Origin of the sequence: Acinetobacter sp. YH12072 (assembly GCF_013419565.1) — a bacterium.
GTDB lineage: Bacteria > Pseudomonadota > Gammaproteobacteria > Pseudomonadales > Moraxellaceae > Acinetobacter.
In genome coordinates this window covers 1-24,275 of sequence record NZ_VOZV01000005.1, presented here as the reverse complement: position 1 = coordinate 24,275, position 24,275 = coordinate 1, and the positions used below count along the sequence as shown (strand labels likewise).

Annotated in this window: 23 protein-coding genes and 1 pseudogene; 12 read left to right on the top strand and 12 right to left on the bottom strand. The window is 43.4% G+C overall.

The genetic code is table 11. The features are described 5' to 3' along the window. Positions 1-19: 19 nt before the first annotated feature. Entirely contained in the window at positions 20-751 is a 732-nt protein-coding gene (gene aat / locus FTU19_RS03505; RefSeq protein ID WP_180011912.1) for a leucyl/phenylalanyl-tRNA--protein transferase, read from the bottom strand. 83 nt (positions 752-834) lie between these two features. Continuing rightward, entirely contained in the window at positions 835-1,794 is a 960-nt protein-coding gene (trxB, locus tag FTU19_RS03500) for a thioredoxin-disulfide reductase (protein WP_180011373.1), read from the bottom strand. Between the two features lie 238 nt (positions 1,795-2,032). Here trxB and FTU19_RS03495 point away from each other — a divergent pair, with 238 nt between their 5' ends. Then, positions 2,033-5,083 (top strand): DNA translocase FtsK, encoded by a 3,051-nt coding sequence (locus FTU19_RS03495; RefSeq protein WP_180011375.1) that lies wholly within the window; start codon positions 2,033-2,035, stop codon positions 5,081-5,083. 61 nt (positions 5,084-5,144) lie between these two features. Here the strand turns inward: FTU19_RS03495 and FTU19_RS03490 are convergent, their stop codons facing one another. The 6 genes from FTU19_RS03490 to FTU19_RS03465 all read right to left on the bottom strand — a co-directional run bounded on the left by FTU19_RS03490 (position 5,145) and on the right by FTU19_RS03465 (position 9,711). Beyond that, entirely contained in the window at positions 5,145-5,432 is a 288-nt protein-coding gene (locus FTU19_RS03490) for a PA4642 family protein (RefSeq protein ID WP_004783267.1), read from the bottom strand. Between the two features lie 249 nt (positions 5,433-5,681). Continuing rightward, positions 5,682-5,954, bottom strand: coding sequence for a cell division topological specificity factor MinE (gene minE, locus FTU19_RS03485; protein WP_004783265.1), 273 nt, complete (start codon positions 5,952-5,954; stop codon positions 5,682-5,684). Between the two features lie 2 nt (positions 5,955-5,956). Next, positions 5,957-6,769: a septum site-determining protein MinD gene (gene minD, locus FTU19_RS03480; RefSeq protein ID WP_166137968.1), complete on the bottom strand. Its 813-nt coding sequence runs from the start codon at positions 6,767-6,769 to the stop codon at positions 5,957-5,959. A 64-nt stretch (positions 6,770-6,833) separates the two neighbouring features. Next, on the bottom strand, positions 6,834-7,544 hold the full coding sequence (gene minC / locus FTU19_RS03475) for a septum site-determining protein MinC (protein WP_180002419.1): 711 nt from the start codon (positions 7,542-7,544) through the stop codon (positions 6,834-6,836). 158 nt (positions 7,545-7,702) lie between these two features. Beyond that, entirely contained in the window at positions 7,703-8,767 is a 1,065-nt protein-coding gene (locus FTU19_RS03470) for a preprotein translocase subunit SecA (protein ID WP_166137962.1), read from the bottom strand. A 17-nt stretch (positions 8,768-8,784) separates the two neighbouring features. Continuing rightward, a complete protein-coding gene (locus FTU19_RS03465) occupies positions 8,785-9,711 on the bottom strand; it encodes an acyltransferase (protein WP_180130115.1) in 927 nt (308 codons plus the stop codon). Between the two features lie 253 nt (positions 9,712-9,964). On the opposite strand from FTU19_RS03465, the gene FTU19_RS03460 reads away from it, so the two are divergent. The 9 genes from FTU19_RS03460 (at position 9,965) to FTU19_RS03420 (ending at position 19,503) form a co-directional block, all read left to right on the top strand. Further along, the gene (locus tag FTU19_RS03460; RefSeq protein WP_034704448.1) at positions 9,965-10,618 is read left to right on the top strand and encodes an OmpA family protein; all 654 of its coding nucleotides are present in this window, start codon (positions 9,965-9,967) and stop codon (positions 10,616-10,618) included. A 135-nt stretch (positions 10,619-10,753) separates the two neighbouring features. Continuing rightward, a complete protein-coding gene (locus FTU19_RS03455) occupies positions 10,754-12,793 on the top strand; it encodes a UvrD-helicase domain-containing protein (protein WP_180130113.1) in 2,040 nt (679 codons plus the stop codon). Positions 12,794-12,858: 65 nt separating this feature from the next. Then, entirely contained in the window at positions 12,859-13,311 is a 453-nt protein-coding gene (gene dut, locus FTU19_RS03450; protein ID WP_004783254.1) for a dUTP diphosphatase, read from the top strand. Between the two features lie 419 nt (positions 13,312-13,730). Then, positions 13,731-15,149 carry a phosphomannomutase/phosphoglucomutase gene (locus tag FTU19_RS03445; protein WP_180130110.1) on the top strand — a complete coding sequence of 473 codons (1,419 nt, stop codon included), beginning with the start codon at positions 13,731-13,733 and terminating at the stop codon, positions 15,147-15,149. Positions 15,150-15,159: 10 nt separating this feature from the next. Further along, positions 15,160-16,068, top strand: a complete 909-nt coding sequence (gene argB / locus FTU19_RS03440) for an acetylglutamate kinase (RefSeq protein ID WP_159123314.1) — start codon at positions 15,160-15,162, stop codon at positions 16,066-16,068. Between the two features lie 268 nt (positions 16,069-16,336). Continuing rightward, complete coding sequence (locus FTU19_RS03435) at positions 16,337-17,185, top strand: class II glutamine amidotransferase (protein ID WP_179992931.1); 849 nt, start codon at positions 16,337-16,339, stop codon at positions 17,183-17,185. Positions 17,186-17,479: 294 nt separating this feature from the next. Then, entirely contained in the window at positions 17,480-17,935 is a 456-nt protein-coding gene (locus FTU19_RS03430; protein ID WP_004783243.1) for a bacteriohemerythrin, read from the top strand. A 159-nt stretch (positions 17,936-18,094) separates the two neighbouring features. After that, entirely contained in the window at positions 18,095-19,174 is a 1,080-nt protein-coding gene (locus tag FTU19_RS03425) for a hypothetical protein (RefSeq protein WP_180130108.1), read from the top strand. Next, positions 19,174-19,503: an RnfH family protein gene (locus FTU19_RS03420; RefSeq protein ID WP_005221123.1), complete on the top strand. Its 330-nt coding sequence runs from the start codon at positions 19,174-19,176 to the stop codon at positions 19,501-19,503. The genes FTU19_RS03425 and FTU19_RS03420 overlap by 1 nt, the downstream gene beginning before the upstream one ends. Positions 19,504-19,606: 103 nt before the next feature. Here the strand turns inward: FTU19_RS03420 and FTU19_RS03415 are convergent, their stop codons facing one another. Then, complete coding sequence (locus FTU19_RS03415; protein ID WP_004783238.1) at positions 19,607-20,005, bottom strand: outer membrane protein assembly factor BamE; 399 nt, start codon at positions 20,003-20,005, stop codon at positions 19,607-19,609. Between the two features lie 112 nt (positions 20,006-20,117). On the opposite strand from FTU19_RS03415, the gene fur reads away from it, so the two are divergent. Next, a complete protein-coding gene (fur, locus tag FTU19_RS03410; protein WP_004783237.1) occupies positions 20,118-20,555 on the top strand; it encodes a ferric iron uptake transcriptional regulator in 438 nt (145 codons plus the stop codon). 67 nt (positions 20,556-20,622) lie between these two features. Here fur and FTU19_RS03405 read toward each other — a convergent pair whose 3' ends face one another. Both FTU19_RS03405 and FTU19_RS03400 read right to left on the bottom strand, forming a co-directional pair. Continuing rightward, positions 20,623-21,744: a PilT/PilU family type 4a pilus ATPase gene (locus tag FTU19_RS03405; RefSeq protein WP_004783234.1), complete on the bottom strand. Its 1,122-nt coding sequence runs from the start codon at positions 21,742-21,744 to the stop codon at positions 20,623-20,625. A 27-nt stretch (positions 21,745-21,771) separates the two neighbouring features. Beyond that, the gene (locus FTU19_RS03400; protein ID WP_004783232.1) at positions 21,772-22,809 is read right to left on the bottom strand and encodes a type IV pilus twitching motility protein PilT; all 1,038 of its coding nucleotides are present in this window, start codon (positions 22,807-22,809) and stop codon (positions 21,772-21,774) included. 123 nt (positions 22,810-22,932) lie between these two features. On the opposite strand from FTU19_RS03400, the gene FTU19_RS03395 reads away from it, so the two are divergent. Then, complete coding sequence (locus FTU19_RS03395) at positions 22,933-23,622, top strand: YggS family pyridoxal phosphate-dependent enzyme (RefSeq protein WP_180130105.1); 690 nt, start codon at positions 22,933-22,935, stop codon at positions 23,620-23,622. A gap of 31 nt (positions 23,623-23,653) precedes the next feature. Here the strand turns inward: FTU19_RS03395 and FTU19_RS03390 are convergent. Further along, positions 23,654-24,148 (bottom strand): annotated as a pseudogene (locus tag FTU19_RS03390) (acyltransferase); the annotation flags it as partial. Between the last annotated feature and the right edge of the window lie 127 nt (positions 24,149-24,275).

Here is a 24,275-nt window from a genome sequence, read left to right as displayed (position 1 = left end):
CAAGTGCCCTCTGTTATTTTCATTCACTTAATCGCGCAGACTGCGCTATTGTTTTACTTGAAAATACACCGTCTTGATACTTTTTCCAAATGATCGCAGGCTGTTTTATCACATCTTGTAACGATTTAAGATATGTATGGCGAGAAATTGTACAGGCACCTAGACTCATCAAGTGATCATTCACCAATTGACAGTCAATCCAGGGCAGCTGATTTTCTCTGCCAATCAGCATCAGGGCATAGAAAGCCATTTTAGAAACATCGGTTTGGGTACTAAACATGGATTCACCGAAACAGCCCTTGCCGATAGTCACCCCATAGAGTCCACCTACTAGGCGATCTTCATCCCAAACCTCAATACTATAACCATAACCCGCATTAAACAGGTCGCAATAACCTTGAATGATCTCTTTACTAATCCAGGTCTCATCTGCATAAGCGCGAGGCAATGAGCAGGAACGGATGACTCTTTCAAAAGCATGATTCACCGTAATTTTATAATCCTGTTTTTTCATGCTTCGAAGCAGGGATTTACTTGGATGATAATCTTCTGGCCGAATAATACAGCGTGGTTCCGGACTCCACCAGCAGATCGGATCACCTTCAGAAAACCAGGGGAAGAGACCATGGGTATAGGCCTCATACAAAGTAGAAGGGGAGAGGTCTGCACCGATACAAATCAGGCCTTCACCCTCAAGATCTGCTTCTTCAGGATTGGGGAAAATGTACTGTGAAGGAGGAAGAAGATGCATGCAGAACCCTGATCTTGAAATAGACTGTTTTTATCATACATAAAAAAACCGCCCATGATGGACGGTCTTTTTATTTTCGCTGCTTAGTCTAATTTACCCATGGCATCGAGATATTTTTCTGCATCCAGTGCCGCCATACAGCCTGAACCTGCAGAAGTAATCGCCTGACGGTAGATACTGTCTGCGATATCGCCTGCAGCGAATACACCCGGGATAGAGGTTTGGGTGGCATTCCCTGCGGTACCACTTTGAACCTGAATATAACCATCACGCAGTTCTAGCTGGCCTTCGAACATAGTGCTATTTGGTTTATGACCAATAGCAACAAATAGACCTGATACTTCAACGTCCTGAGTTGAATCATCTTGAGTTGATTTTAAACGTACCGCAGTGACGCCAGTGGTATCACCCAACACTTCTTCTACCTGATGATTCCAGATAATACTGATTTTGCCTTCTTTTTCTTTTTCAAAAAGATGGTCTTGCAGGATTTTTTCAGAACGCAACGTATCACGACGATGAACTAGGGTCACATGAGAAGCGATGTTAGAGAGATATAACGCTTCTTCAACAGCGGTATTACCACCGCCCACAACCATCACTTTTTGTTCTTTATAGAAGAAACCGTCACAGGTTGCACAAGCGCTCACGCCTTGACCCATAAATGTAGCTTCTGATTCCAGACCCAGGTATTGCGCAGTTGCACCAGTACAAATGATCAGGGCATCACAAGTGAACTCTTCCATATCGCCTTTCAGGACGAATGGACGAACGTTAAGGTCAACTTCATTGATATGATCATAAACAATTTCAGTACCAAAACGTTCTGCATGAGCCTGCATACGTTCCATTAAAGCTGGACCAGTCAGACCTTCAGGATCGCCAGGCCAGTTATCTACTTCAGTCGTTGTGGTTAATTGACCACCCAGTTGCAGACCTGCAATCAGGGTCGGTTTTAAGTTTGCACGCGCTGCATAGACTGCTGCGCTATAGCCAGCAGGGCCAGAACCTAAAATAATCAGTCGTGAGTGACGTGCGCTCATTCGCTGTATCCTTTTTTATTTAGAAATTTATTGAATTATACGTGAAACTGTATAACAGTGGTGTGAGATTAAAGTCGATATTATTGATCATCGAAATCGATTTGGGCTATATAGAAGAAGTACACAATAATGCATCTTTTTTGATGCAACAGGTGCATAATATGCATTTTATTGCGACGCTTTTTTTGAAGCATACCAGCAAAAGAATATTCATGAAGAATTGGTTACAGGACAGTATATGACAGCGGTGTCGAGTGCCTATGCACAGCGCTTAGTAATGACATTATTTTTAGTCTCATTTGGGATTTATCTGTTTCTTGCAACAGTGACCTATACACCATTTGATCCGGGGTGGATGCATATCTCTAGTGATACGCAGACAGTTTCAAATGCCAGTGGGGTTGCAGGGGCCTGGATTTCAGACCTGTTATTTGGTTTTCTCGGTTGGGCAAGCCTGCTGATCCCTGTGTATCTGTTTATGGAAGCAATCCAGGTCTGGTGGCCGCGCAGCTTCCTGAACCGTCCATTCCGCTATGCTGCCCAATTCTTCCTGTTATTGACTACATCGGCGTTGCTGTTCCTGTTCTGGCAAGTTCCAGCCGATACGCTGGATAATTCTTCAGGCGGGATCATTGGCTATGAACTGGGCCAAAGTCTTGAACAATTACTAACTGTCTATGGCGCAGCTTTTTTCTTGCTGGTGCTTTGGGTGGTTCTGTTTACCTTGGCATTTGGTGTGAAATGGAACAAGACCTGGAGCAGTCTCAAGGCAACACCTGCTTATCTGCAAGACCTGTTCTACCGTAATGTGCCAGAAGGTATGTCTGATTTTGACCGTACCGCACCTGTAATTAAAAAAGAAGCGGTAAAAGCAGCTGCCAAAAAAGTGACAGTACCAGTCACTGCCGCACCTGAGCATGATCTGGTAGAAGTCGACCCTGTAGTTCGCGATCATGTCGCTGAACGCCTGTTTGAGGATTTTGCAGATAAAGAATCGCACCAGCCTCACCACTATGAAGAAGATATTTCTGAACCTGTACAGACATCAGCTTCAGAACCTGTTCAGGAACAAGCACCGCGAACAGTAGAGCCGGATCGTGTGGTGGCAACAGGGGAGGTGTGGCGTGCGTTACATTCCAATGAAGACCAGCGTCACAAGCAGGATATCGATGCTTTGCTTAAAGCTGCAGAAGAAGAGCAAGCTGATTTTTCTCCTGATGCATTTGCAGCTGCGTCAACGAATCACAATGCTCATGAAGTGACATCATCATCTACCGCCAAGAATAATCTGGACTGGGATGATGATGAAATTTTTGATGAGTTATTGGCCGCAGTCCCGCAAGGTAAAACCGCAACGGATGTGCATACCCCGTTCAATTCAGCAGCAGCTGAAAAATCCCTCAGAATTGTAGAAGATGCTGGAACAATCAGCTCAACTGCGGCTGCTCCACTTATGGCTGCACATGCGATTAAAAATACCAGCCTGGAAGCGGACTTTGAGGATCTGGACGATTTACTGGTTGAAGCTGATGAACCAAAACCTGCACCTGTACGTGCATCAAGTTATGCCCAATCTTCTGCTTTTGTTCAAGCACCGATTCAGCGTGTAGAGACAGCAGCTCAAACCGCAGCGACCAATGCAGCAGTTCGGGAAGCATTGTCCAAAGAAGAATTTATTGAAGCTTGGCATGAAACTGCCGGTAAGCCTCAGGATGAAGACGAGTTTGACTTCGATGCGCCACTGACCGATGCCGCTGGTCGTCCAATGTCACGAGCCATGCAGGTCGCTGAGCGCCGTAAAGACCTGTCACCATTGCCGGGTCTGGAATTGCTGGATAAAGTCGATCCGAACAAAAAAGTGAATTTCACTGAAGAGCAATTATCCCGTTTATCAGAACTTCTGGAAATCAAGCTTCAGGAATTTAACGTTAAAGCCAAAGTGGTCGAGGCTCAGCCAGGCCCAGTCGTGACCCGTTTTGAACTGGACCTTGCGCCTGGTGTGAAAGCTTCCAAAGTCACTAATATTTCACGTGACTTGGCTCGTTCGATGTCAATGGCTTCAGTACGTGTAGTCGAAGTTATTCCAGGTAAGCCTTATATCGGCATTGAAGTTCCGAACAGTAGCCGTGAAATGGTGCGTTTGATTGAACTGGTACAAATTCCAAAATTCAATGATCCAGATGGCATTTTGTCGATGGCCATGGGTAAGGATATTTCAGGCAATCCGGTGATTACTGAACTGGGTAAAGCACCGCATATGCTGGTAGCAGGGACTACGGGTTCTGGTAAGTCGGTGGCGGTTAACTCGATGATTCTATCGATGCTATTGAAGTACACACCAGACCAGTTACGCCTGATCCTGATCGATCCGAAACAGCTTGAATTGGCCAACTATAACGATATTCCACACCTGTTAACCCCAGTTGTGACCGATATGAAAGATGCAGTCAGTGCCTTGAACTGGTGTGTGAATGAAATGGAACGTCGTTACAAACTGATGTCTTTCCTGAAAATTCGTAAGCTCAGCGACTATAACCGTAAGGTAGAAGAGGCGCTTGCCAATGGTGAAGAGCTATTTGATCCAACCTGGAAAGCGAGTGAATCAGTCGCAGGGGAACGTGCACCGCGCTTAACGCCATTGCCATCGATTGTGATTGTTGCCGATGAGTTCGCGGATATGATCATGCAGGTCGGTAAGAAAGCTGAAGAGATGATTACCCGTCTGGCACAAAAATCCCGTGCTGCCGGTATTCACCTGTTACTGGCAACTCAGCGTCCCTCAGTAGATGTGATCACTGGTCTGATCAAGGCGAATATTCCGACACGTGTCGCACTTCGTGTGAACTCGAAAATCGACTCACGTACCATTCTCGATGCAGGTGGTGCAGAAGATCTGCTCGGTCATGGTGATATGCTGTTCCTTGGCCCGGGTAAAATTGAGCCAGAGCGCGTACACGGTGCCTTTATTGCCGATGATGAAGTGAACCGGATCTGTGATGCATGGCGTGAACGTGGGGCGCCTAACTATGTGGATGAGATCCTGACTCCATTTGATGAAGAACCGTCTAGTCGCGGCTTTGAGGATGGTGGAGATGGTGGATCTGATCGAGATGCGCTGTATGATCAGTGTGTGGCTTTTGTTTTGGAAACCCGCAAAGCATCAACTTCATCTTTGCAGCGTAAGTTCAGTCTGGGTTATAACCGTGCTGCACGGATCATTGACCAGATGGAAGAAAATGGCATTGTCAGCTCAATGGGTGCCAATGGGAAGCGTGAGATCTTGGTTTAAATCCAGAATCTCTAGCGATTAAAAAAGCCTGCTTTAAGCAGGCTTTTTTATGCATTACAACTTATGCAAATTTTTCTAATACTGCGAGGAACTCGGCACTTTGACGCGGATAAGTGGCAATCACGTCATGAATGCGCTGTCCTTCCGGATTGGTGGCGTTAAGATCGCGACCGTCTGCGACAAATTTGGTTAGCAGGCGTTCATAATCAAAAGGGCGCATATGCTTGAATGCATGATAAAGCACATGAAAATCTGCATTGACGCCTGCAGGAGGAAGCTGATTCAGGTAGGCATATACACGCTCATCTGACCATTCTTCGTTAAAGGTCGCTGGTTGAGATAATGCCATCGCAATCTCCTTGATGTAATTCTTCGGCATGAAAAAAGGCAAAATATGAGTTCGCAAGAGGCAAAGTCTTATCATGCACTTTGTCTATTCGAAGTATCACTTCACGTTTTGAGATGAGGTAAAAAAAATACTAATTACTATCAAGTCTACGCGAAGCCAAGCTTCTGGTCTTGCGTCTCAACAAAGCGGCGCTTTGTTGAGGCTCATATTTTGCCTTGAATCAATTTACTTGACTAATCAAAATTCAGATTATCGCTCTTCAGGTAAATTGATATTCATTTCAAGCATTTCAATATTTGCTTCAGAACGTACCTGCATCTGAATGTGCTGTTCATCAACCCCACGGACGTAGCGATTGACCACTTGCATGATTTCTGTCTTCATCTGGTCAATTTTATCCTGACTCAAACGGCGCCCCAAACCCTGTTCAGAAGCAACAATGACTTTCAAACGGTCTTTCGCGGTTTGTGCGCTTGATGGTTTATCCTCGCTACTAAAAAGTTTACTCCAGAATCCAGCCATGTTTACGCTCCAAATAATCGTGCTAACCAGCCCTTAGGTTTTACTTCGATATGACGGTAAGGGCGCTCTTCACCCAGGAAACGTGCTACAAGGTCATCATAAGCCTGACCTGCGGCAGATTCGGTAAAGTGAATCACTGGTTTACCTTCATTCGATGCCTGTAGAACGCTTGGACACTCAGGAATAACCCCTAAGGTTGGAACACGTAAAATATCTTTAGAAATATCGTCAATCGTTAACATTTCCTGTTTATCGGCACGTTCCGGATTGAAACGGGTAATACACAGGTGTTTACGGATGCGACCTTCGTTTTGTTCTACTTTTTTAGTTTTGCTGTCTAGCATGCCAATGATGCGGTCAGAGTCACGTACTGAAGAAATTTCAGGGTTAGTCACAATGATAGCTTCATCTGCATGGTACATGGCTAAAATGGCACCACGTTCAATACCTGCAGGTGAGTCACACACGATATAATCAAATTCCTGTGAAAGCTCATCCATTACACGTTCTACGCCTTCATCAGTTAAAGCATCTTTATCACGTGTTTGTGAAGCAGGTAAAATATATAAATTTTCAATATCTTTATCGCGAATCAGTGCTTGTTGTAATCGTGCTTCGTTATTGAGAACATTTACAAAATCATATACTACACGGCGTTCACAGCCCATAATCAAATCAAGGTTACGCAAGCCTACATCAAAATCGATTACCACAGTTTTGTGGCCACGTAGGGCTAAACCTGTTGCAAAAGATGCACTTGTTGTAGTCTTACCTACGCCACCTTTGCCTGATGTTACGACAACAATTTTCGCCACCGAATCCACTCCTGTTATGGTTCAAATCCCCTATAAAATGGGGTTTTTGGTGTTTATTTATACATTAAAATTGTAGAGCTTCAAATACAAGCTCTTGTTGATCATTCAAGTAAATATGCACGGGTTTTTTCACAACATTCGGTGGAATGTCGTCGGCCACACAGTAAGTACCTGCAATAGAAATCAGTTCGGCCTCCAGCGCATGGCAGAAAATACGCGCTGCAGTATTGCCACCCGCACCTGCAATCACACGGCCACGCGCGCTGCCATAAATATGGATATTGCCTGAAGCAATCACTTCTGAACCACTGTTTATTCCGGCCGTAATAATAATGTCACCCTGATTCTGCACAATGCATTGGCCGGTGCGCAGAATTTCATCGTGATAAGAAGTCACATGCGCGACGATCGGTGCTGCATCAGCTTTTTCATCGTCAGCAGCAGATTCGGATTTGACTTCCATGACCTGTTCTTTGGTCGCCTTAATTTCCTGTAACTGACGGTCTGGTGGCAGAACAGGGAACTGAATCGCACGAGCCTGATCCCCCAGAATCCCTTCAGTCACTGCCATAGGCTGAACTTCGAGATCAATCAGTAACTGGATCAGGGCAATCAGTTCCTGATCGACTGAACTTTCAATCACCGCCAATGTGCCTGGCGGAAAAGCCGCTTGTAATTTTGGTTTCAGTTGCTGGCGGATTGCATCATGATCATTGGTATCGAGGCTAATGCGTAGCGCATTGACCATTCTGCCTTTTATCCGTATGTCAGCCATAATTTTTCCTTAATACTTCTGACTTGCTGTTTTATGTCGAAGCAATGTTGTAAATAGTGCAAATCCTAGAACAAATTTCGTTAATTCTCTAGCGATCCAAGTTATTTTTTTTATACGAATAGAATCAGCTTATCTTAGCCGAGTCTGCAAATGAAAACTCATCTATCTATTGAGCCCTGATTTTGTTCGTGTTCTTCTAAAATCTGTTGCCACTGTTTTACTTTGACCTGTTTTTGAATGGCTTCAAGTGTTTCAAAAACAGCCGATTCGACTAATTTATCAATATGTGGATTATGTTCAATCTGAATCTGGCTAATCTTATCTGAAATCATGGCAAAAGTCGGGTTTTCTTGTGATCCACTATGTGTAAAAGGATCGATCAGGCCTTGGGTGATATTTTCTCCCAGACGTTGACCAATACTCTGGATCTGTCGCTCCAGTCGCCCGCCCACAATGGGAATCAGACGCAGAAGCTGAGTGAGTTCAGGTGTATCTTCAATGGCCTGATTGACGACTTGCCCGACATTTTTTGAAATCATGAAGCGCTGTGCCTGTAATTCCTTGCCCAAAGACTCTTGCAAGATATCTGCCAAAGCAACAGCCAGTAATTTACGGTGATGTTCCACCAAATCATCAATTAATTGTTTATGTGATGTGCTGGTGCTGAGTTCACGTTTAATGCCATCCAGTACCGTCAATACTACACGGCTCGAAAGTTCTTCCATCAGCAGGTTATAGTAGAAATTACCCCGTCTATACCAGCTTGCCGGTATGACTTTGTATCCATGGCTATGCAGGTTGTAGCCAATCGCGACTGCACGTAACAAACGCAGAAAACGTAGCTGTGGGATGATGGATAAAATTTCATACCAGTGCACAAAGGGAAAGAACCACCAGCGGGCATGGTGGCGCATAACAATGGCAATGAACCAGCGAACGATGAGTTCAATAATCAGGAAGGTGGTAAACCATCCCTCGGTAATCATTACCCAGGGACGTAATTCACTTTTATAAAACTGCAAGACATCAGGCAGACGAATGAAGTCAAACAACCAGTGCCCAAAATCGCTCATCAGAATGGCATTGGCACAGAGACAGAACAAATTGATGATGATGACAACCATCATGAAAATGTCATAAATCAGTGCAATTTTCCAGCCCCAGGTGCCTTTGCGAATAAACTTAAATGAGCTGGACACGAGGTCCGGGTTGTCGTTCTTCATAGTCTCTCTGGCAAATGTCAGGCAGAAGCGGAAATCAGGTTCTGCTGCATTTGCTCAATTAATTGGTCTTTTTCAGTCCAGATTTGGTCTACCCATTGCTGGAAACGCGCACGGTAATCTGCATCATCTTCATAATTGCCGCCGAGTACCCAGTCTGGAATGTCAATTTTTCTCAAGTTCACGGCAATACGCGGGACTTCGCCTAACCAGAATTCCCCATAACCTGGCACACCGTCAGGATAAACAATAGTCATATCCACCAGTGCATCAATTTTGTCCCCCAGAATGTTCAGTGCCAGCGCGAGACCGCCCGCCTTAGGCTTCAACAAATGCTTATAAGGCGATTTTTGCTGTTCATGCTTTTCTGGGGTAAAACGTGTACCTTCCAGATAATTCAGCAAGGTAAATGGCTGGCTAACCAGTTGTTCACATGCCTTACGTGCTTCTTCCATATCCCGGTATTTCAGGGCAGGGTTTTTGGCAATCTGTTCCTTGCTATGCCGTTTCATCATCGGGAAGCCCAGAATTTTAAAGGCTTGACCTACAAATGGAATAAAAATTAGTTCCCATTTTGTAAAGAAGCGGGTGAGAGGCATACGTGTTAAACCGAAATACTGGTTTACCGTGGTATCCACCCAGCTCTGATGATTACAGGTCATTAAATAACGCCCCTGCATGTTCAGATCCAGAGATTCATCAATGCTGATTTGCCATTTGGTATTTTTCAGGACATTGTCAATTAGCCAGTTATTTACGCTTAACCAGCTATTGGTAATCTTGATATTGGTTTCATCAATCTTAGAAGATTTCTTAAAAAGTTTGGTCAGCCCCAAAGCCAGTACAGGTGGCCCATGAAAAAAAGTACTGCCAGTCATGACAGATGTCACCGTGAGGCCACGGGTAAGTTTTTTTAAAGTCGTTTGTTGCTTGCTTTTAGATGACATATAAAAACAGTCCCAGAGAATAATCGTCTAAATTTCATCACATTTTGAACAATATAGAGGGAGTTGAGCGAATAGAAAAGTCCGATCGTTAAACTATGAAGAAACTATGATGAAATTCAGGAAATTGGTTACACATAAACATTATAAAATATTACTAAAAGATTTATTATTAACAAAAATTCAATGGTTATCCCATTATTTTTAAATCATTATCTGACCTAAGATATAAATTACACTACAAAGGAGGCATGCAATGCGTGCACTATTAATTTCAGCAGCTGTAGCAGGGGCAGTAGCACTTACAGGTTGTCAAACTACTGGCAATAACCTGGGTGGTGTTGAGTACGACAAAACAGCTTTGGGTACAGTAATTGGTGCTGCTGCAGGTTATGGTATTTCTAAAAGTAATGCCAATACTAGCCGTCAAAACAACCGTGCAGCTGCAATTGGTGCAGTTGTAGGTGGTGCTGCTGGTGTTTATCTTGACAATAAAGAGAAAAAATTACGTCAGGCAACTGCGGGTACAGGCGTAGACGTTAACCGTAATCCAGATGGTTCAATCAACCTGGTAATGCCTGGTGCGATTACATTTGACACTAACAAGTCAAACATCAAACCAAACTTCTATGCAACATTAAACAAAGTTGCTCAAGTTCTGACTGAAGACAGCCAAAGCGGTATTTTGGTAACTGGTTATACAGACAGCACTGGTAATGACTCAATCAACATTCCATTGTCTCAAGCACGTGCACAATCTGTTGCGAACTACCTTGCTGGTCAAGGCGTAGCACGTACTCGTATTAATGCACAAGGTCTTGGTTCAGCGAACCCGATCGCAGACAACTCAACTGCGGCTGGTAAAGAACAAAACCGTCGTGTTGAAATTGCAGTATATGCCGTTCAGTAATCACTGATTTTGCAGAAAAACCACCTTCGGGTGGTTTTTTTATGTCTGAAAGATGACGCAGGAAAATGAATTTTCAATTAGGCATCTGGGCATGAGATGACTATAATCGGAGCCGAATCTAGAAGAGGAAGCCATATGTCACTCGCCAGTCAGTTAAATGACAAGCAACTTGAAGCCATGAAATATACTCAAGGACCCTTGTTAGTACTTGCCGGAGCGGGTTCAGGCAAGACCTCGGTAATTACAAGAAAAATCGCCTACTTGGTCAAGCATTGCGGCATTCCGGCACATCGTATTACGGCCATGACCTTTACCAACAAGGCGGCACGTGAGATGAAAGAGCGTGTCACCAAATTGCTGACCCGAGAAGAAGCCAAAGGCCTTTCAGTCTCGACCTTCCATACTTTTGGTCTGAATCTGCTGCGTTTAGAACTCAAACACACACCGCTAAAAAATAATTTCTCGATTCTGGATGCCGATGACTGTAAGCGGATTCTGATGGATCTGATGCATCGCGATAACTTGTCGGGTGCAGAAAGCAAAGAACTGATTGCTAAAGCCATGAAGGTGATTTCGGACTGGAAAAACGATCTGATTCCACCAGAACAGGCTCACACGACTTGTGAAACCCCGGAAGATGTTCAGTTCGCGCATTTATACCAACTTTATGAGCGTAATCTGCGTGCCTATAACGCTGTAGACTTTGATGACCTGATTGTGATGCCAACGCGCCTGCTGCAGGAAAATGCGGAAGTTCGCGATAAATGGCAAAACCGCGTGCGTTATCTGCTGGTGGACGAATATCAGGATACCAACACTGCACAGTATATTCTGGTGAAATTACTGGTCGGGGTCATGGGCCAGTTCACTGCGGTAGGGGATGATGATCAGTCGATTTATGCCTGGCGTGGTGCCAAGCCAGAAAATATGGCACTGTTACAACAGGATTTCCCGAATCTGAAAGTGATCAAGCTGGAACAGAACTATCGTTCCACTAGCCGTATTCTGAAAGCTGCCAATACCGTGATTGGCAACAACCCGCATATCTTTGATAAAAAGCTCTGGTCAGATAAAGGTCACGGTGAAGTGATTCGGGTTATCACTTGTCGTAATGATGATGATGAAGCAGAACGCGTAGTGAAAGACCTGATCACGCATAAGCTGATGAATGGTAAAAATTGGAAAGATTACGCGATTCTGTATCGTGGTAATTTCCAGGCACGTATTCTGGAAACTCAGCTGCGCCAGATGCAGATTCCTTACAAGCTCTCTGGTGGTCAGTCTTTCTTTGCGCGTGCAGAGATCAAGGACATCATGAGTTACCTGCGTCTGATCATTAACCCGGAAGATGACAGTGCTTTCCTGCGGATTATTAATACGCCGAAACGTGCGATTGGCCCGGTGACGCTGGAAAAACTCGGTCTGTTTGCCCAGGAAAATAATCTGTCTCTACTGTCAGCGGCAGGCGATCAGCGTTTAACTATGGTCATTCCAAAGAAAGCGACCACACAACTGGCAGAATTTTCAGATTTCATTAATAACTTTACCCGTAACTTGCTGGAAGACGATGAACCTGTACCAATCATCCGTCAGATGATGGTGGAAGCGGGCTATATTGACTATATCAAGGAATCCGCAGCGACACCGGCACAGGAAAAAACTAAGCTCGATAATATTGAAGTGCTCTACAGCAGTATTCAGAGCCTGATCAATCGTGCTGAAGATGTTGAAGAGAAAAATATCGAAAGTGTCATCCGTAAGATGGTGCTCCTCGATATGCTGGAACAGCAGCAGGAAGAAGAAGATACTGATAAGGTTAACCTTCTGACCTTGCATGCATCCAAAGGTCTGGAATTTCCTTATGTCTACTTAATCGGACTGGAAGAAGAAATTTTGCCACATAAGAACTCGATTGCTGCCGAAACAGTCGAGGAAGAACGTCGTTTAATGTACGTGGGGATTACCCGTGCGCGTCAGGGCTTGACTATTACCTTAGCGGAACAGCGTAAGGCGGGTGGACAGATGAAACAGATGACCCCAAGCCGCTTCCTGGATGAGCTGCCAGAAGATGAACTGGAATGGTTAGGTCGCAAGAAAAAACTTGCAGGCAATATTGATCCAAAACAGCAGGCTCAGCACTATCTGGATAATTTGCGTGCCTTGATTAAACGGTAAAAGTAACAGAACGCTACAATTTTGATTCTTTAAATTTTTTGATATTAAACAACAGGAATAAATACATGAAAGTTCAGGTGAAAGTCCTTGATTCACGTCTGGGTCAGGAATGGCCATTGCCGACTTATGCAACGACTGGCTCAGCAGGACTCGATCTTCGTGCATGTGTCAACGAAACGACTGTGATTGAACCGGGTCAAACAGTTTTAGTAAAAACTGGTTTGGCAATTTATATTGAAGATCCAGCATTTGCTGGTTTGATCTTGCCACGTTCTGGTTTAGGTCATAAACACGGGATCGTTTTAGGTAACCTGGTGGGTCTGATCGATTCAGATTACCAAGGCGAGCTGATGGTTTCTGTATGGAACCGCAGTCAGACGGCATTTAGCCTGGAACCTGGTGAGCGTTTAGCCCAATATGTATTAGTCCCTGTGGTACAGGCCGAATTTGATCTGGTGAATGAGTTTGAAGCAACCGAGCGTGGCGCGGGCGGTTTCGGTCATACTGGTAAAAACTAAAATTAAAGGATGACTTAACTTGGATGTTTTGAGTTAAGTCATCTTTTTTTAGAGTTTTAATCATAAAAACAATAAAAAAATGACAGAGCTATTTAATAAACTTTATTCTTGAATTTTATTTCAATGAAAAATATTTAAATAAATTTTTAGTATCATTTAAATAGAAAAATAAAATCATTCAGAATTTAAGAAAATAGATGATAAATAATGCAAGAAGTCATTTTTAGTTGGGTTTATTTATTTTACTAGTTATACAAATTAAATACATAAAAGATTAATAATTATACTTTTATAATTGATTGTCACATTCAATTCATATAAAAATACAGAGTCTTAAAACAAAAACAAATGTTTAAAGTCATGATGATTGCTTAATCATTATTTTATCTCCTTATATTCAATAGTGAAAAGAACAGTTTATGGGATCCATGAATCAACCCTTTCCGGCTCACATTTTTCGTGCCTACGATATCCGGGGTAAAGTCAGTTTACTCAGTACAGGTGTGATTGATGCTATTGCGCATGGTCTGGCTCAGCAATATCAAGCTGCGGGGCAGACTCGGGTTGCGATTGGCTATGATGCCCGCATCAGCAGTCCGGCTTTTGCTGAAACCATTCGCCGTATTTTTCAGGACTATGCTATTGAAGCTGCCATTATCGGCTGTTGTTCCAGTCCGATGTTGTATTACACAGCGCGTCAGTTTGATGGTAATGGTGTGATGGTCACGGCCAGCCATAATCCTAAAGAAGATAATGGAATTAAATGGATTATTGTAGGGGAGCCGCCTTGTCCCGAGATGATTCAGCAGGTCGCACAAAAAGCAAAACTTCATGTAAATAGTTCTTTATCGTGTTTGAATGATTTGCCTCACCAAATTATTCCCGAATTTTGTCTGCAATATCAGCAGGAAATGCTTGAAGATATTCAGCTGAAGCGCCCATTTAAAGTGGTGCTGGACGGTCTGAACGGTTCGGCAGGACGTTGTGCCAACTTGGTGCTGCAAAAACTAGGTTGTGAAGTTACCGCCTTACGTTGTGAAGCCAATGGGCATTTTCCTGATCATGCGCCTGATCCTTCTCAGGAAGCACATTTACAAACCTTACGTCAGGTCGTCATGCAACAGCAGGCGGATCTGGGTATTGCCCTAGATGGTGATGGGGACCGGTTGGTACTGGTGGATGAGCAGGGTGTCATTATTAGTGCTGATCAGCTTCTCTGTTTATTCGCAGAAATTTGTATGACTGGCACAAAAGCATGTCAGTTTGTTTATGACGTTAAATGTTCAACCCTGATTCGCGATACAGTTCAACGCCTGGGCGGAAAACCGGTGATGATTCGTACTGGTAGCTCATTCCTGCGAAAATATCTGGCGCAGTCCCAGCATCAGGCCATTTTTGGTGGTGAATATGCCGGGCATTATGTTTTTAATGACGGACGTGGCTGGGGCTATGATGACGGTCTTTATGCAGCGCTTCGGGTCATGGAATATCTGGATCAGAAAGGTATGACCTTAAGTGAAGCCTTGCGTGCTTATCCAAAACGTCATGGAACTGAAGACTTATATATTTCCACTCATCAGGTGCAGCCTGCTGAGCTTTTAAACTTTGTTGAGCAGCAATCTACGCAATTAAATGCACAAATCAGTAAAATTGACGGGATACGTCTTGATTTTGATGATGGTTTTGGCATCATTCGAGCATCCAATACGGGTGAATATTTCACGGTGCGCTTTGATGCCAATGATGCACAAGGCCTGAATGAAATTCGACATCTGTTTGTATCCATGTTGCGTGACCGTTATCCACAGATCGCTCAAGACATTTTAGATGCTCAATAAGGAGAGGCGAATGCCAAATCAGCATACAGGCATCGACAAAGCACAAATTTTGACTGAAGCTTTGCCGTATATCCAACGCTTTGCGGGTAAAACCCTGGTGGTAAAATACGGTGGCAACGCGATGACGGATCCTGAGCTAGAAAGCTCTTTTGCACGTGACATCGTTTTATTAAAAACAGTCGGTTTAAATCCGATTGTGGTACACGGCGGTGGTCCACAAGTCGATTCTATGCTGAAACAGCTAGGTCGTGAATCTGACCGTATTGATGGTATGCGCGTGACAGATCCGGCAACCATGGAAGTGGTCGAGATGGTTCTGGGCGGTAGCGTAAACAAATCAATTGTGAACCTGATCAACAAACATGGTGGCCGTGCAATTGGTTTAACCGGTAAAGATGGCAACCTGTTACGCGCCAAAAAGCTGTTAATGGAAAAGACGGCTGAAGACGGTTCAATCCAAAAAGTGGACCTGGGTATGGTGGGTGAAGTCGTTGGCGTGAAAACTGACGTACTGGAAATGTTTACCAACAGTGACTTTATTCCGGTGATTGCGCCGCTCGGTGTCGATGAAGAAGGCAACACCTATAATATCAATGCGGATCTGGTTGCGGGTAAAGTGGCAGAAGCATTAGGGGCAGAAAAGCTGATTCTTCTGACCAATATTACGGGGGTGCTCGACGAAAATAAAAATCTGCTGACCGGTTTAACGACTCAGGAAGTTGATCGTCTGATTGAAACGGGTGTGATCTATGGTGGCATGATTCCTAAAGTCGGCTGTGCACTTGACGCAGTAAAAGGCGGCGTGATCAGTGCACATATCGTGGATGGTCGTGTACCACATGCGAGCCTGTTAGAAATCTTTACTGATCATGGTGTAGGAACTTTAATTACCAATCGTTCTAATCCACATCGTCCATAAAGATAAATTGAATATCAAAGAGTCTCACTTGAGGCTCTTTTTTATTTCTTTTATTTTAAGATTTTGATCACTAGAAATATGAAAGTTAAATCTAAAGTATTTATTTTTAAGCTAAGTTTTGAAGCTTAAACTCCTTTTGCTAAATTAAATATAAAAAAATAGTTTATTAGCATTTTTAGCGCATAGCATTGCAATGATCGAGATTTGAAAAGGTTCAGCCTGTGATGCACAATAACCTTAAGAACACTCTGTGACCTGAATGAAGATTATGTGCCAGCTACTTGGAATGAATTGTGCGACACCAACAGATATTACCTTTTCATTTCGAGGTTTTTCTCAGCGGGCGGGGATTACCTCAGATCATTCTGATGGTTTTGGGATTGCTTTCTTTGAAGATAAGGCTTGCCGGTTATTTGTTGATAATCAGTCAGCTGTTGAATCACCGATTGCAGAATTGGTGCGTAATTATCCGATCAAATCCCGTAATGTAATTGCACATATCCGTAAAGCGACACAAGGCAAAATTAATCTGGAAAATTCGCATCCGTTTAGCCGTGAATTATGGGGACGACAATGGATCTTTGCTCATAATGGTGATTTAAAAGATTTTTTACCTGAGCTTTCTGGACGTTTTACGCCAGTTGGCAATACTGACAGTGAGCGTGCTTTCTGTTATTTGCTGGATCAGCTGGTGAAACATTTTGGTTATGATGAACCGAAGCTGGATCAGGTTTTTGATTTGTTGGCCGAGATTTCTCCATCCATTGCAGAGCATGGCACTTTTAATTTCTGTTTATCCAATGGTCAGGCTTTATTTACCTATGCAACGACTAAACTGCATTGGCTGGTTCGTAAATATCCATTTAAGCCAGCCCAACTGATTGATATCGAAGTTGAAGTTGATTTTAGCCAAGTCACCACGCCTGAAGATCGAGTCGCTGTGATTACCACAGAGCCGCTAACGCAGAATGAAGAATGGACAGCATTTCAGGAAGGTGAAATGATTTTGTTCAGAGATGGAGCCAAATATCGTTCCCAATTGACACATGTCGCCCGTCTGGAAAGAGAACGTTTGGATCCTTCGCTTAAAAGAGTGACTAAAGCAGATTTATATTAAATCTGGTTAAAATTCGATATTAGAAAACAGGACATCGCTCCTGTTTTTTTGAATTTGATATTTATTTTATAGTGAAATCATTAAAATAAATAAACCATGAAATATAAAATCGATCAAAAAATACTTTATTCTTGTAGTCGGGTTTAAAATATAATTGATTGGATAAACAATGATTTACATTAATTAAGTAGAAAATAAACTGAAAACCAACCGATTTACTTCATTTTTATTTAAATCAATTAGATATATGATCTTTTTCAAGCGATAAATCATTAATATCAATAGGTGGTCGTAATGAAAATGAAATGGGTTCCAGATTATAATACTGGTATCGATGTGATTGACGATCAGCACAAACGAATTCTCGATTATATCAATGAGATTGATGGAATTGATGCCAATACCGATCGTGCTCGTATTAAACAGATTCTAGAAAATATTATTGATTATACCCAGTCTCATTTTACCTTTGAAGAATCACTTCAGGAAGAAGCGGGTTATAAATATCGTGTGCCACATAAACGTGTGCATGACCTGTTTATTAAAAAGATTGAATCTTATCGTGACCGTTTTGAATTGGGCCAATCTATTGAAGCGGAATTACATGAAGTATTATCTAAATGGCTGATCAATCATATTCAGCATGATGATGCGGATTATGTCGGTGCGGTAAAAGAAAATATGATGGGAATCATTAAAGATAAAGAAAAGAAAAAGGGTAAAAACTGGTTTGCCCGTTTCTTCTCATAACTCGATTGTTGTTAAAATAAAGATAAATCGGGAAAATAAAAAATAAAGCTTAATAATAAATTTGCGCAGCAAATCACGGGCATGGTGGTTTGCTTTTTTGTTTTTGATTTTCATCGCCTCACAAGGCAAAATAGCGCTAGATTTTTATAGGAATACATCATGCAGGACAATGCTATGTCAAAATGGTTATCGCCTCTGATGGCTTTCTGTTTATCCTTTCTTATTATTGCGACACTCGCACCGATAACAGGTATTCAGATTGACCGTCAGCTTGATTTCTGGATGTTGTGGTTAGCGACCATGCTAATACTGGCCCTTCCAGTCTGTTATCTGGAAATTGCTCTGGCGAAACGCTCAAAAACCACTGCATTACAGGCATTGTCGAGCCTTACCCGTGAAGCTGATAGTTCTCAGCGCTGGCGGATCGTCGGCTGGCTGGCGGTTGTATTTATCCCATTCCTTGCGGGTGCGATGCTCAATCATGCTTCTAATGTGATTGCAGTGGCCAATCTCGATGTTCAGCAGCCAGTGATTTTTGCGGTGCTGGCAATTGCTGCATTTGTATTATCGCTGGTGCCACGTTTAATTCTGGTTGGGATTACCACGATCGGCGTACTTGCATCTTTGATCATGGCGAATGTGATGGGAACTGAATTACCGGCTTGGCAGGTAACACCCGTCCAATTCTTAGAGTGGGGCAATGCCACTGTATTGGCTTTGGTGGCGAGTGGTCTAGGTATGGGGCTGTATTGGCAATCAAGTCTGGCTGTCGTAAAACAGCAGGATGTTGCGACTAAAACAGCCTTACCGATTTGGGTGGCGCAGCTATTAGCGATCATCGCCTTTGGTTTCTTTGCAGTAAAAGCTGAAATCCCTGCATTTGCTTTAATCGCAGCCATTGTCGCAGCCGCTGCTTTGCTTATGCAAATGGCACGTGAGCAATTACAGCAACGTCAAATGAATATTATCATTCAGTGGGCGATTGTGATCGCTGCCACCTTGGTCTGGTTAATTCCAAATGTTGCTCCAATTTTCAATAATCTGCTGATTCTTTGGGGACTGGTGATCAGTCTGATTTATGCCTTGTTTGCTGGCTGGATCATGAAGATCAGCCATTTACGTAAATCGATGAACTTTAGTTCAGAAGCAGTGTATAACATCTGGCGTATTGCGGTTCGTATTGTCTTACCAGTATCAATTATTCTGGCGATTGTTGCGGTATTAGGACAATTTTTCTGATGACTGAGGCAATGATCTGGGTGGCCTATGCTACCCCGGAACAACAGTTTCATATTGCCGTACCTTTCCAGCCCGGCATGACTGCATTGGATGCAATTGAGCAAAGCGGAATCCGTGCACAGGTGGAATTGCCTGAACCTCTGAATCTGGGTATTTTTGGCGCTAAGCTACAGGATCATACCCAGCCATTGGCAGCAGGGGACCGGGTAGAGATTTATCGTGCTTTAACCATTAATCCCAAGGATATCCGCCGTAAACGCGCTGAGAAGAATCCGGTAGGACGTTATGCCAAAGGTAACCGTTTCAAGCAAAATAAACGTTCCGATTAGTGGAATGTGGCTTTATTGAACAGATGGTCTGATTATTTGATAAATCAATCTATTTAATTAAAAAAACCCCTGATCATACAGGGGTTTTTTTATGCAAAAGCGATTATAGTGGTGGGGCATTTAAGATCGCTTCTTTGGAACCTGGTAGACCTGGTTGAGATTCTGGAATGGTTTCCAGACCTTCAATACGCTCTACGATACCAGACTGATTAAAGTAAATTTTTAGATGCTGGCCTTGGGCTGCTGGGATCTTGGCTTTTTTAGCATAGGTTCCTGGGGTATAGTTGTAGATGTAGTCCCAGCGTAGCGGATTGAGCGGATCAGATACTGTTGGACTACCGAGCAGGAAACGCACCTGTTGGTGGCTCATTCCTACCTGAATTTTAGAGGCTTGTGCTTGAGTTAAAGGTGTTCCTTGAGGAATATCAACTTTGTACACACCTAATGTCGAACAGCCGACAAGCAATGAAGTGACGAATAACGTCAGCATGATTTTTTGCATTTTGCTACACTATCCCAAATTAATTATGATGCATTTGATCCAAGGATAGATCATACTGCATCTAAACTTTGTTGCCTATTCCAACTTTGATTTTGTTGAGAGACCTTTTTACATGCCTATTTCAAACCAAGATTTACGAAAAGCTGGACTGAAAGTTACCCTTCCACGAATTAAAATATTAGAACTATTAGAAAACTCTAGACGGCATCACCTTAGCGCTGAAGACATTTATAAGACTTTACTCGAACAAGGGGAAGATGTGGGTCTTGCAACTGTGTATCGTGTGTTAACACAATTTGAGGCAGCAGGGATTATCGAGCGTCATAATTTTGAAAATAATCATTCAGTTTTTGAAATTATGCAGGAAGATCACCATGATCACTTGGTTTGTCAAAATTGCAACAAAGTCGTTGAATTTACAAATGATGTGATTGAACATGAACAGCACGAAGTTGCGAAGAAATTTGGTTTTGCATTGACTGGACATTCACTTAATCTTTACGGTTATTGTGACGCGCCTGAATGTCAGGAAGCTTACCGTAAGAAATAATTTAGCTTTAGGCTGAAATAAAAACAGGCTTTATTAAAAGCCTGTTTTTTTTATGCTTTGAAAATGATCAGGTTTGACCATCAAAAGTAATATTGGAATGCGCACGTAATAAATGCTCGCCACCTTCTTCTGACAGTTTGATTTGCAGACGCAGGTCGTTTGGTGAGTCGGCGTGTTTTAGTGCATCTTTATAGCTAATCTGCTTGGCCTTATATAGGTCATATAATGCCTGGTCGAAGGTTTGCATGCCCAGTTCGCGTGAACGTTTCATCAAATCCTTGATTTCATGCACATCGCCCTTACGGATCAGATCCGCAATCAATGGCGAATTGATCAGGATTTCAATCGCTGCACGGCGGCCATTACCATCGATAGTTGGAATTAGCTGCTGTGCCACAATGGCTTTCATGTTCAGGGACAGATCCATAAACAGCTGGCTGTGACGGTCGGCTTCGAAGAAGTGAATGATACGATCGATGGCCTGGTTGGCGTTGTTGGCGTGCAGGGTCGCAAAAACCAGGTGACCGGTTTCCGCAAAGGCAATCGCATAGTCCATGGTTTCACGAGAACGGATCTCACCGATCAGAATCACGTCTGGTGCTTGACGCAGGGTATTTTTCAATGCGACTTCAAAGGAGTCAGTATCAATGCCGACTTCGCGTTGGGTAATGATACAACCCTTATGCTGGTGCACAAATTCGATCGGGTCTTCAATGGTAATGATATGACCTTTGGAATTTTCATTACGGTAGCCAATCAAAGAGGCGAGGGAAGTTGATTTACCGGTACCGGTTGCACCCACAAAAATAATGATACCGCGTTTAGTCATTGCCAATTCTTTTAGAATAGGCGGTAATTTCAGCTCATCCATAGTCGGAATGACGGTTTCAATACGACGCAGTACCATACCTGGCTGATCGCGTTGCTGGAATGCGCTGACACGGAAACGTGCCGATTTGTCCGGGTTGCTGATGGCGAAGTTACACTCGCGTGTGTCCGCAAATTCCTTGCGCTGCTTCTCGGTCATGATTGAGTTAAGTAGCTGTCCCACAGCTGCACCCGGTAATTTTACCGAGCCAATCGGTACAATCTGACCATTAATTTTGATAGAGGGTTCAACATCGGCTGTAATGAACAGATCCGAGGCCTTTTTCTCTACCATGTAGTTGAGTAAGCCGTTAAAGTCCATGATAAAACCCCAAAAAATTAATTATTCTTATAAGAATGATTCAGGCTGTTTTGCTGCAGTACGGGCGACTTGCGGACTGATAATGCCTTTCGATACCAGCGTTTTCAGGCTTTGATCCAGCGTGGTCATGCCATAGTTGGCACCGGTTTGAATCGCAGAGTACATCTGTGCCACTTTGTTTTCACGGATCAGGTTACGGATCGCCGGAATACCGATCATGATTTCGTGTGCAGCCACACGCCCCCCCCCATTTTTCTTCAACAGGGTTTGCGAAATAACAGCTTGCAGCGATTCTGACAACATGGCACGCACCATGTCTTTTTCTTCAGCAGGGAACACGTCAATCACACGGTCAATGGTTTTTGCCGCTGAGGTGGTATGCAGGGTACCGAAGACCAAGTGACCGGTTTCCGCAGCAGTAAGTGCCAGACGGATGGTTTCAAGGTCACGCATCTCACCGACCAGAATAATATCCGGGTCTTCACGTAATGCAGAACGTAATGCTTCATTAAATCCATGCGTATCACGATGTACTTCACGCTGGTTGATCAGACATTTTTTTGATTGGTGTACAAATTCGATTGGATCTTCGACGGTCAGGATATGGTCATAGCGGTTGTCATTGATATAGTCCAGCATTGCCGCCAGCGTCGTTGATTTACCCGAACCGGTTGGTCCTGTCACCAGTACAATACCACGTGGATATTCACAGATATCTTTAAAGATCTGGCCCATACCTAGATCTTCAATGGTCAGTACTTTAGATGGAATGGTACGGAATACTGCGCCTGCACCGCGGTTCTGGTTAAATGCGTTCACACGGAAACGGGCTACGCCTGGAACTTCAAAAGAGAAGTCAGTTTCCAGATTTTCTTCATAATCACGGCGTTGCTTGTCATTCATGATGTCGTACACTAGTTTGTGTACTTCTTTATGTTCTAGTGCAGGCAGGTTGATGCGGCGTACTTCCCCGTCCACACGAATCATGGGTGGTAAACCTGCTGATAAGTGTAAATCCGACGCACCATTTTTAGCAGAAAAGGCTAACAGTTCTGTAATATCCATAAGGTCCCCGAGTTCATTAAAATGTTATTTATTTTGCTAGAATAATAAGGCTTTCCCACAGCTTAACCAACACTTAGTTGATGAGCAAGGGAAAAAAATCCGCACGAAATGAGAACCCCATCAATGAATATGCTGCAACAGTCACGAAATCAGGTTTTAGCTCAGATCCAGTCCGCCTGCGCTCTGGCGGGGCGTGAGCCGGATTCGGTGCAACTTCTGGCCGTCTCCAAAACCCAGCCTAGCCCTGTGCTGGCAGAAATGTATCAGGCTGGTCAGCGTGCCTTTGGTGAAAACTATTTACAGGAAGCACTGGAAAAAATCACGGCACTCAAAGACATGGATATTGAGTGGCATTTTATCGGTCATGTGCAGCGCAACAAGACCAAACATCTGGCAGAAAATTTTGCCTGGGTGCATGGGGTGGATCGTCTGATTATTGCTGAACGTTTATCTAATCAGCGTAGTGATTCTCAAGCTGCACTTAATATCTGTCTGCAAGTCAATATTGATGGGCAGGATAGCAAGGACGGTTGTCAGCCTGAGGAAGTGGCCGATCTAGTAGCACAGATCAGTCAATTACCGAATTTGCGCTTACGTGGTCTGATGGTCATTCCTGCGCCAGAAAATACTCAGGCTTTCGCAGATGCCAAAGCCTTGTTCGAGCAGGTCAAAAGCCATCATGCAAAACCTGAAGACTGGGATACTTTAAGTATGGGGATGTCTGCCGACATGACCGAGGCGATTGCAGCAGGTTCTACCATGGTACGTGTGGGAACTGCCTTGTTTGGCGCACGTCCTAAAAAAACGGACTGATTTATACTGACAATTGAGTTTTGGGAAAGCGTTATTGCAGAGTAGTTGATAACGCTTTTTTTCTTTGGGGTTCCAGCCATTTGGCCATGAACCAGGCAAAGAAAATTAAGCTGCACATGCTCATAAATAAGGATAAAACGGCACCCTCAAGACCGTGATCAAGCGTTGCAGGAAAGCAGCCTAGAATAAAAAGCAGTAAAGGGAAATGGGTGACATAAAGTGTATAGGAGAAATTTGCAGATTGAGGCCAAACTGGTTGATATTGGCTTTGTTGATGTTGCAGCTGCACAATCCAGCAGACAAAGGCGGGTCCTATACACAGGTTAAACGGCACAAAATAATTTACACGATATAAGTCAGCCTGTTCAATGACATGAAACTGGTAAGCATCCGCACAGGCAATTATAAACGCCAAGCCAAAGAGCACTAATTTAACGAGTTGTAGTCGACTCAAAAAACGCAGCTGGATCTGCCGGAATGAACTGGCAAAGGCAACTAGCCAGAGCAGAAAATAAAACAGAAACTGCTCTGTACACGACAAATTTCACAGAACCCTTATCCTATCAGGATTCTGCTTTCTTAAAATTGCCAAAATTTCCTTAAACTCTTCTTTTTTCCCAAAACCAATTAAACGCTGAATCGCCATTTGAACA

Coding starts and splice junctions, on each gene's coding strand:
- FTU19_RS03415 (WP_004783238.1), bottom strand. CDS start 20,005: ATGCAAAAAATCATGCTGACGTTATTCGTCACTTCATTGCTTGTCGGC.
- FTU19_RS03400 (WP_004783232.1), bottom strand. CDS start 22,809: ATGGATATTACAGAACTGTTAGCCTTTTCTGCTAAAAATGGTGCGTCG.
- FTU19_RS03460 (WP_034704448.1), top strand. CDS start 9,965: ATGCGTGCACTATTAATTTCAGCAGCTGTAGCAGGGGCAGTAGCACTT.
- dut (WP_004783254.1), top strand. CDS start 12,859: ATGAAAGTTCAGGTGAAAGTCCTTGATTCACGTCTGGGTCAGGAATGG.
- FTU19_RS03435 (WP_179992931.1), top strand. CDS start 16,337: ATGTGCCAGCTACTTGGAATGAATTGTGCGACACCAACAGATATTACC.
- trxB (WP_180011373.1), bottom strand. CDS start 1,794: ATGAGCGCACGTCACTCACGACTGATTATTTTAGGTTCTGGCCCTGCT.
- FTU19_RS03455 (WP_180130113.1), top strand. CDS start 10,754: ATGTCACTCGCCAGTCAGTTAAATGACAAGCAACTTGAAGCCATGAAA.
- FTU19_RS03420 (WP_005221123.1), top strand. CDS start 19,174: ATGACTGAGGCAATGATCTGGGTGGCCTATGCTACCCCGGAACAACAG.
- FTU19_RS03430 (WP_004783243.1), top strand. CDS start 17,480: ATGAAAATGAAATGGGTTCCAGATTATAATACTGGTATCGATGTGATT.
- fur (WP_004783237.1), top strand. CDS start 20,118: ATGCCTATTTCAAACCAAGATTTACGAAAAGCTGGACTGAAAGTTACC.
- minC (WP_180002419.1), bottom strand. CDS start 7,544: ATGGCTGACATACGGATAAAAGGCAGAATGGTCAATGCGCTACGCATT.
- FTU19_RS03470 (WP_166137962.1), bottom strand. CDS start 8,767: ATGAAGAACGACAACCCGGACCTCGTGTCCAGCTCATTTAAGTTTATT.
- argB (WP_159123314.1), top strand. CDS start 15,160: ATGCCAAATCAGCATACAGGCATCGACAAAGCACAAATTTTGACTGAA.
- FTU19_RS03425 (WP_180130108.1), top strand. CDS start 18,095: ATGCAGGACAATGCTATGTCAAAATGGTTATCGCCTCTGATGGCTTTC.
- aat (WP_180011912.1), bottom strand. CDS start 751: ATGCATCTTCTTCCTCCTTCACAGTACATTTTCCCCAATCCTGAAGAA.
- FTU19_RS03395 (WP_180130105.1), top strand. CDS start 22,933: ATGAATATGCTGCAACAGTCACGAAATCAGGTTTTAGCTCAGATCCAG.
- FTU19_RS03490 (WP_004783267.1), bottom strand. CDS start 5,432: ATGGCATTATCTCAACCAGCGACCTTTAACGAAGAATGGTCAGATGAG.
- minE (WP_004783265.1), bottom strand. CDS start 5,954: ATGGCTGGATTCTGGAGTAAACTTTTTAGTAGCGAGGATAAACCATCA.
- FTU19_RS03495 (WP_180011375.1), top strand. CDS start 2,033: ATGACAGCGGTGTCGAGTGCCTATGCACAGCGCTTAGTAATGACATTA.
- FTU19_RS03445 (WP_180130110.1), top strand. CDS start 13,731: ATGGGATCCATGAATCAACCCTTTCCGGCTCACATTTTTCGTGCCTAC.
- FTU19_RS03465 (WP_180130115.1), bottom strand. CDS start 9,711: ATGTCATCTAAAAGCAAGCAACAAACGACTTTAAAAAAACTTACCCGT.
- FTU19_RS03405 (WP_004783234.1), bottom strand. CDS start 21,744: ATGGACTTTAACGGCTTACTCAACTACATGGTAGAGAAAAAGGCCTCG.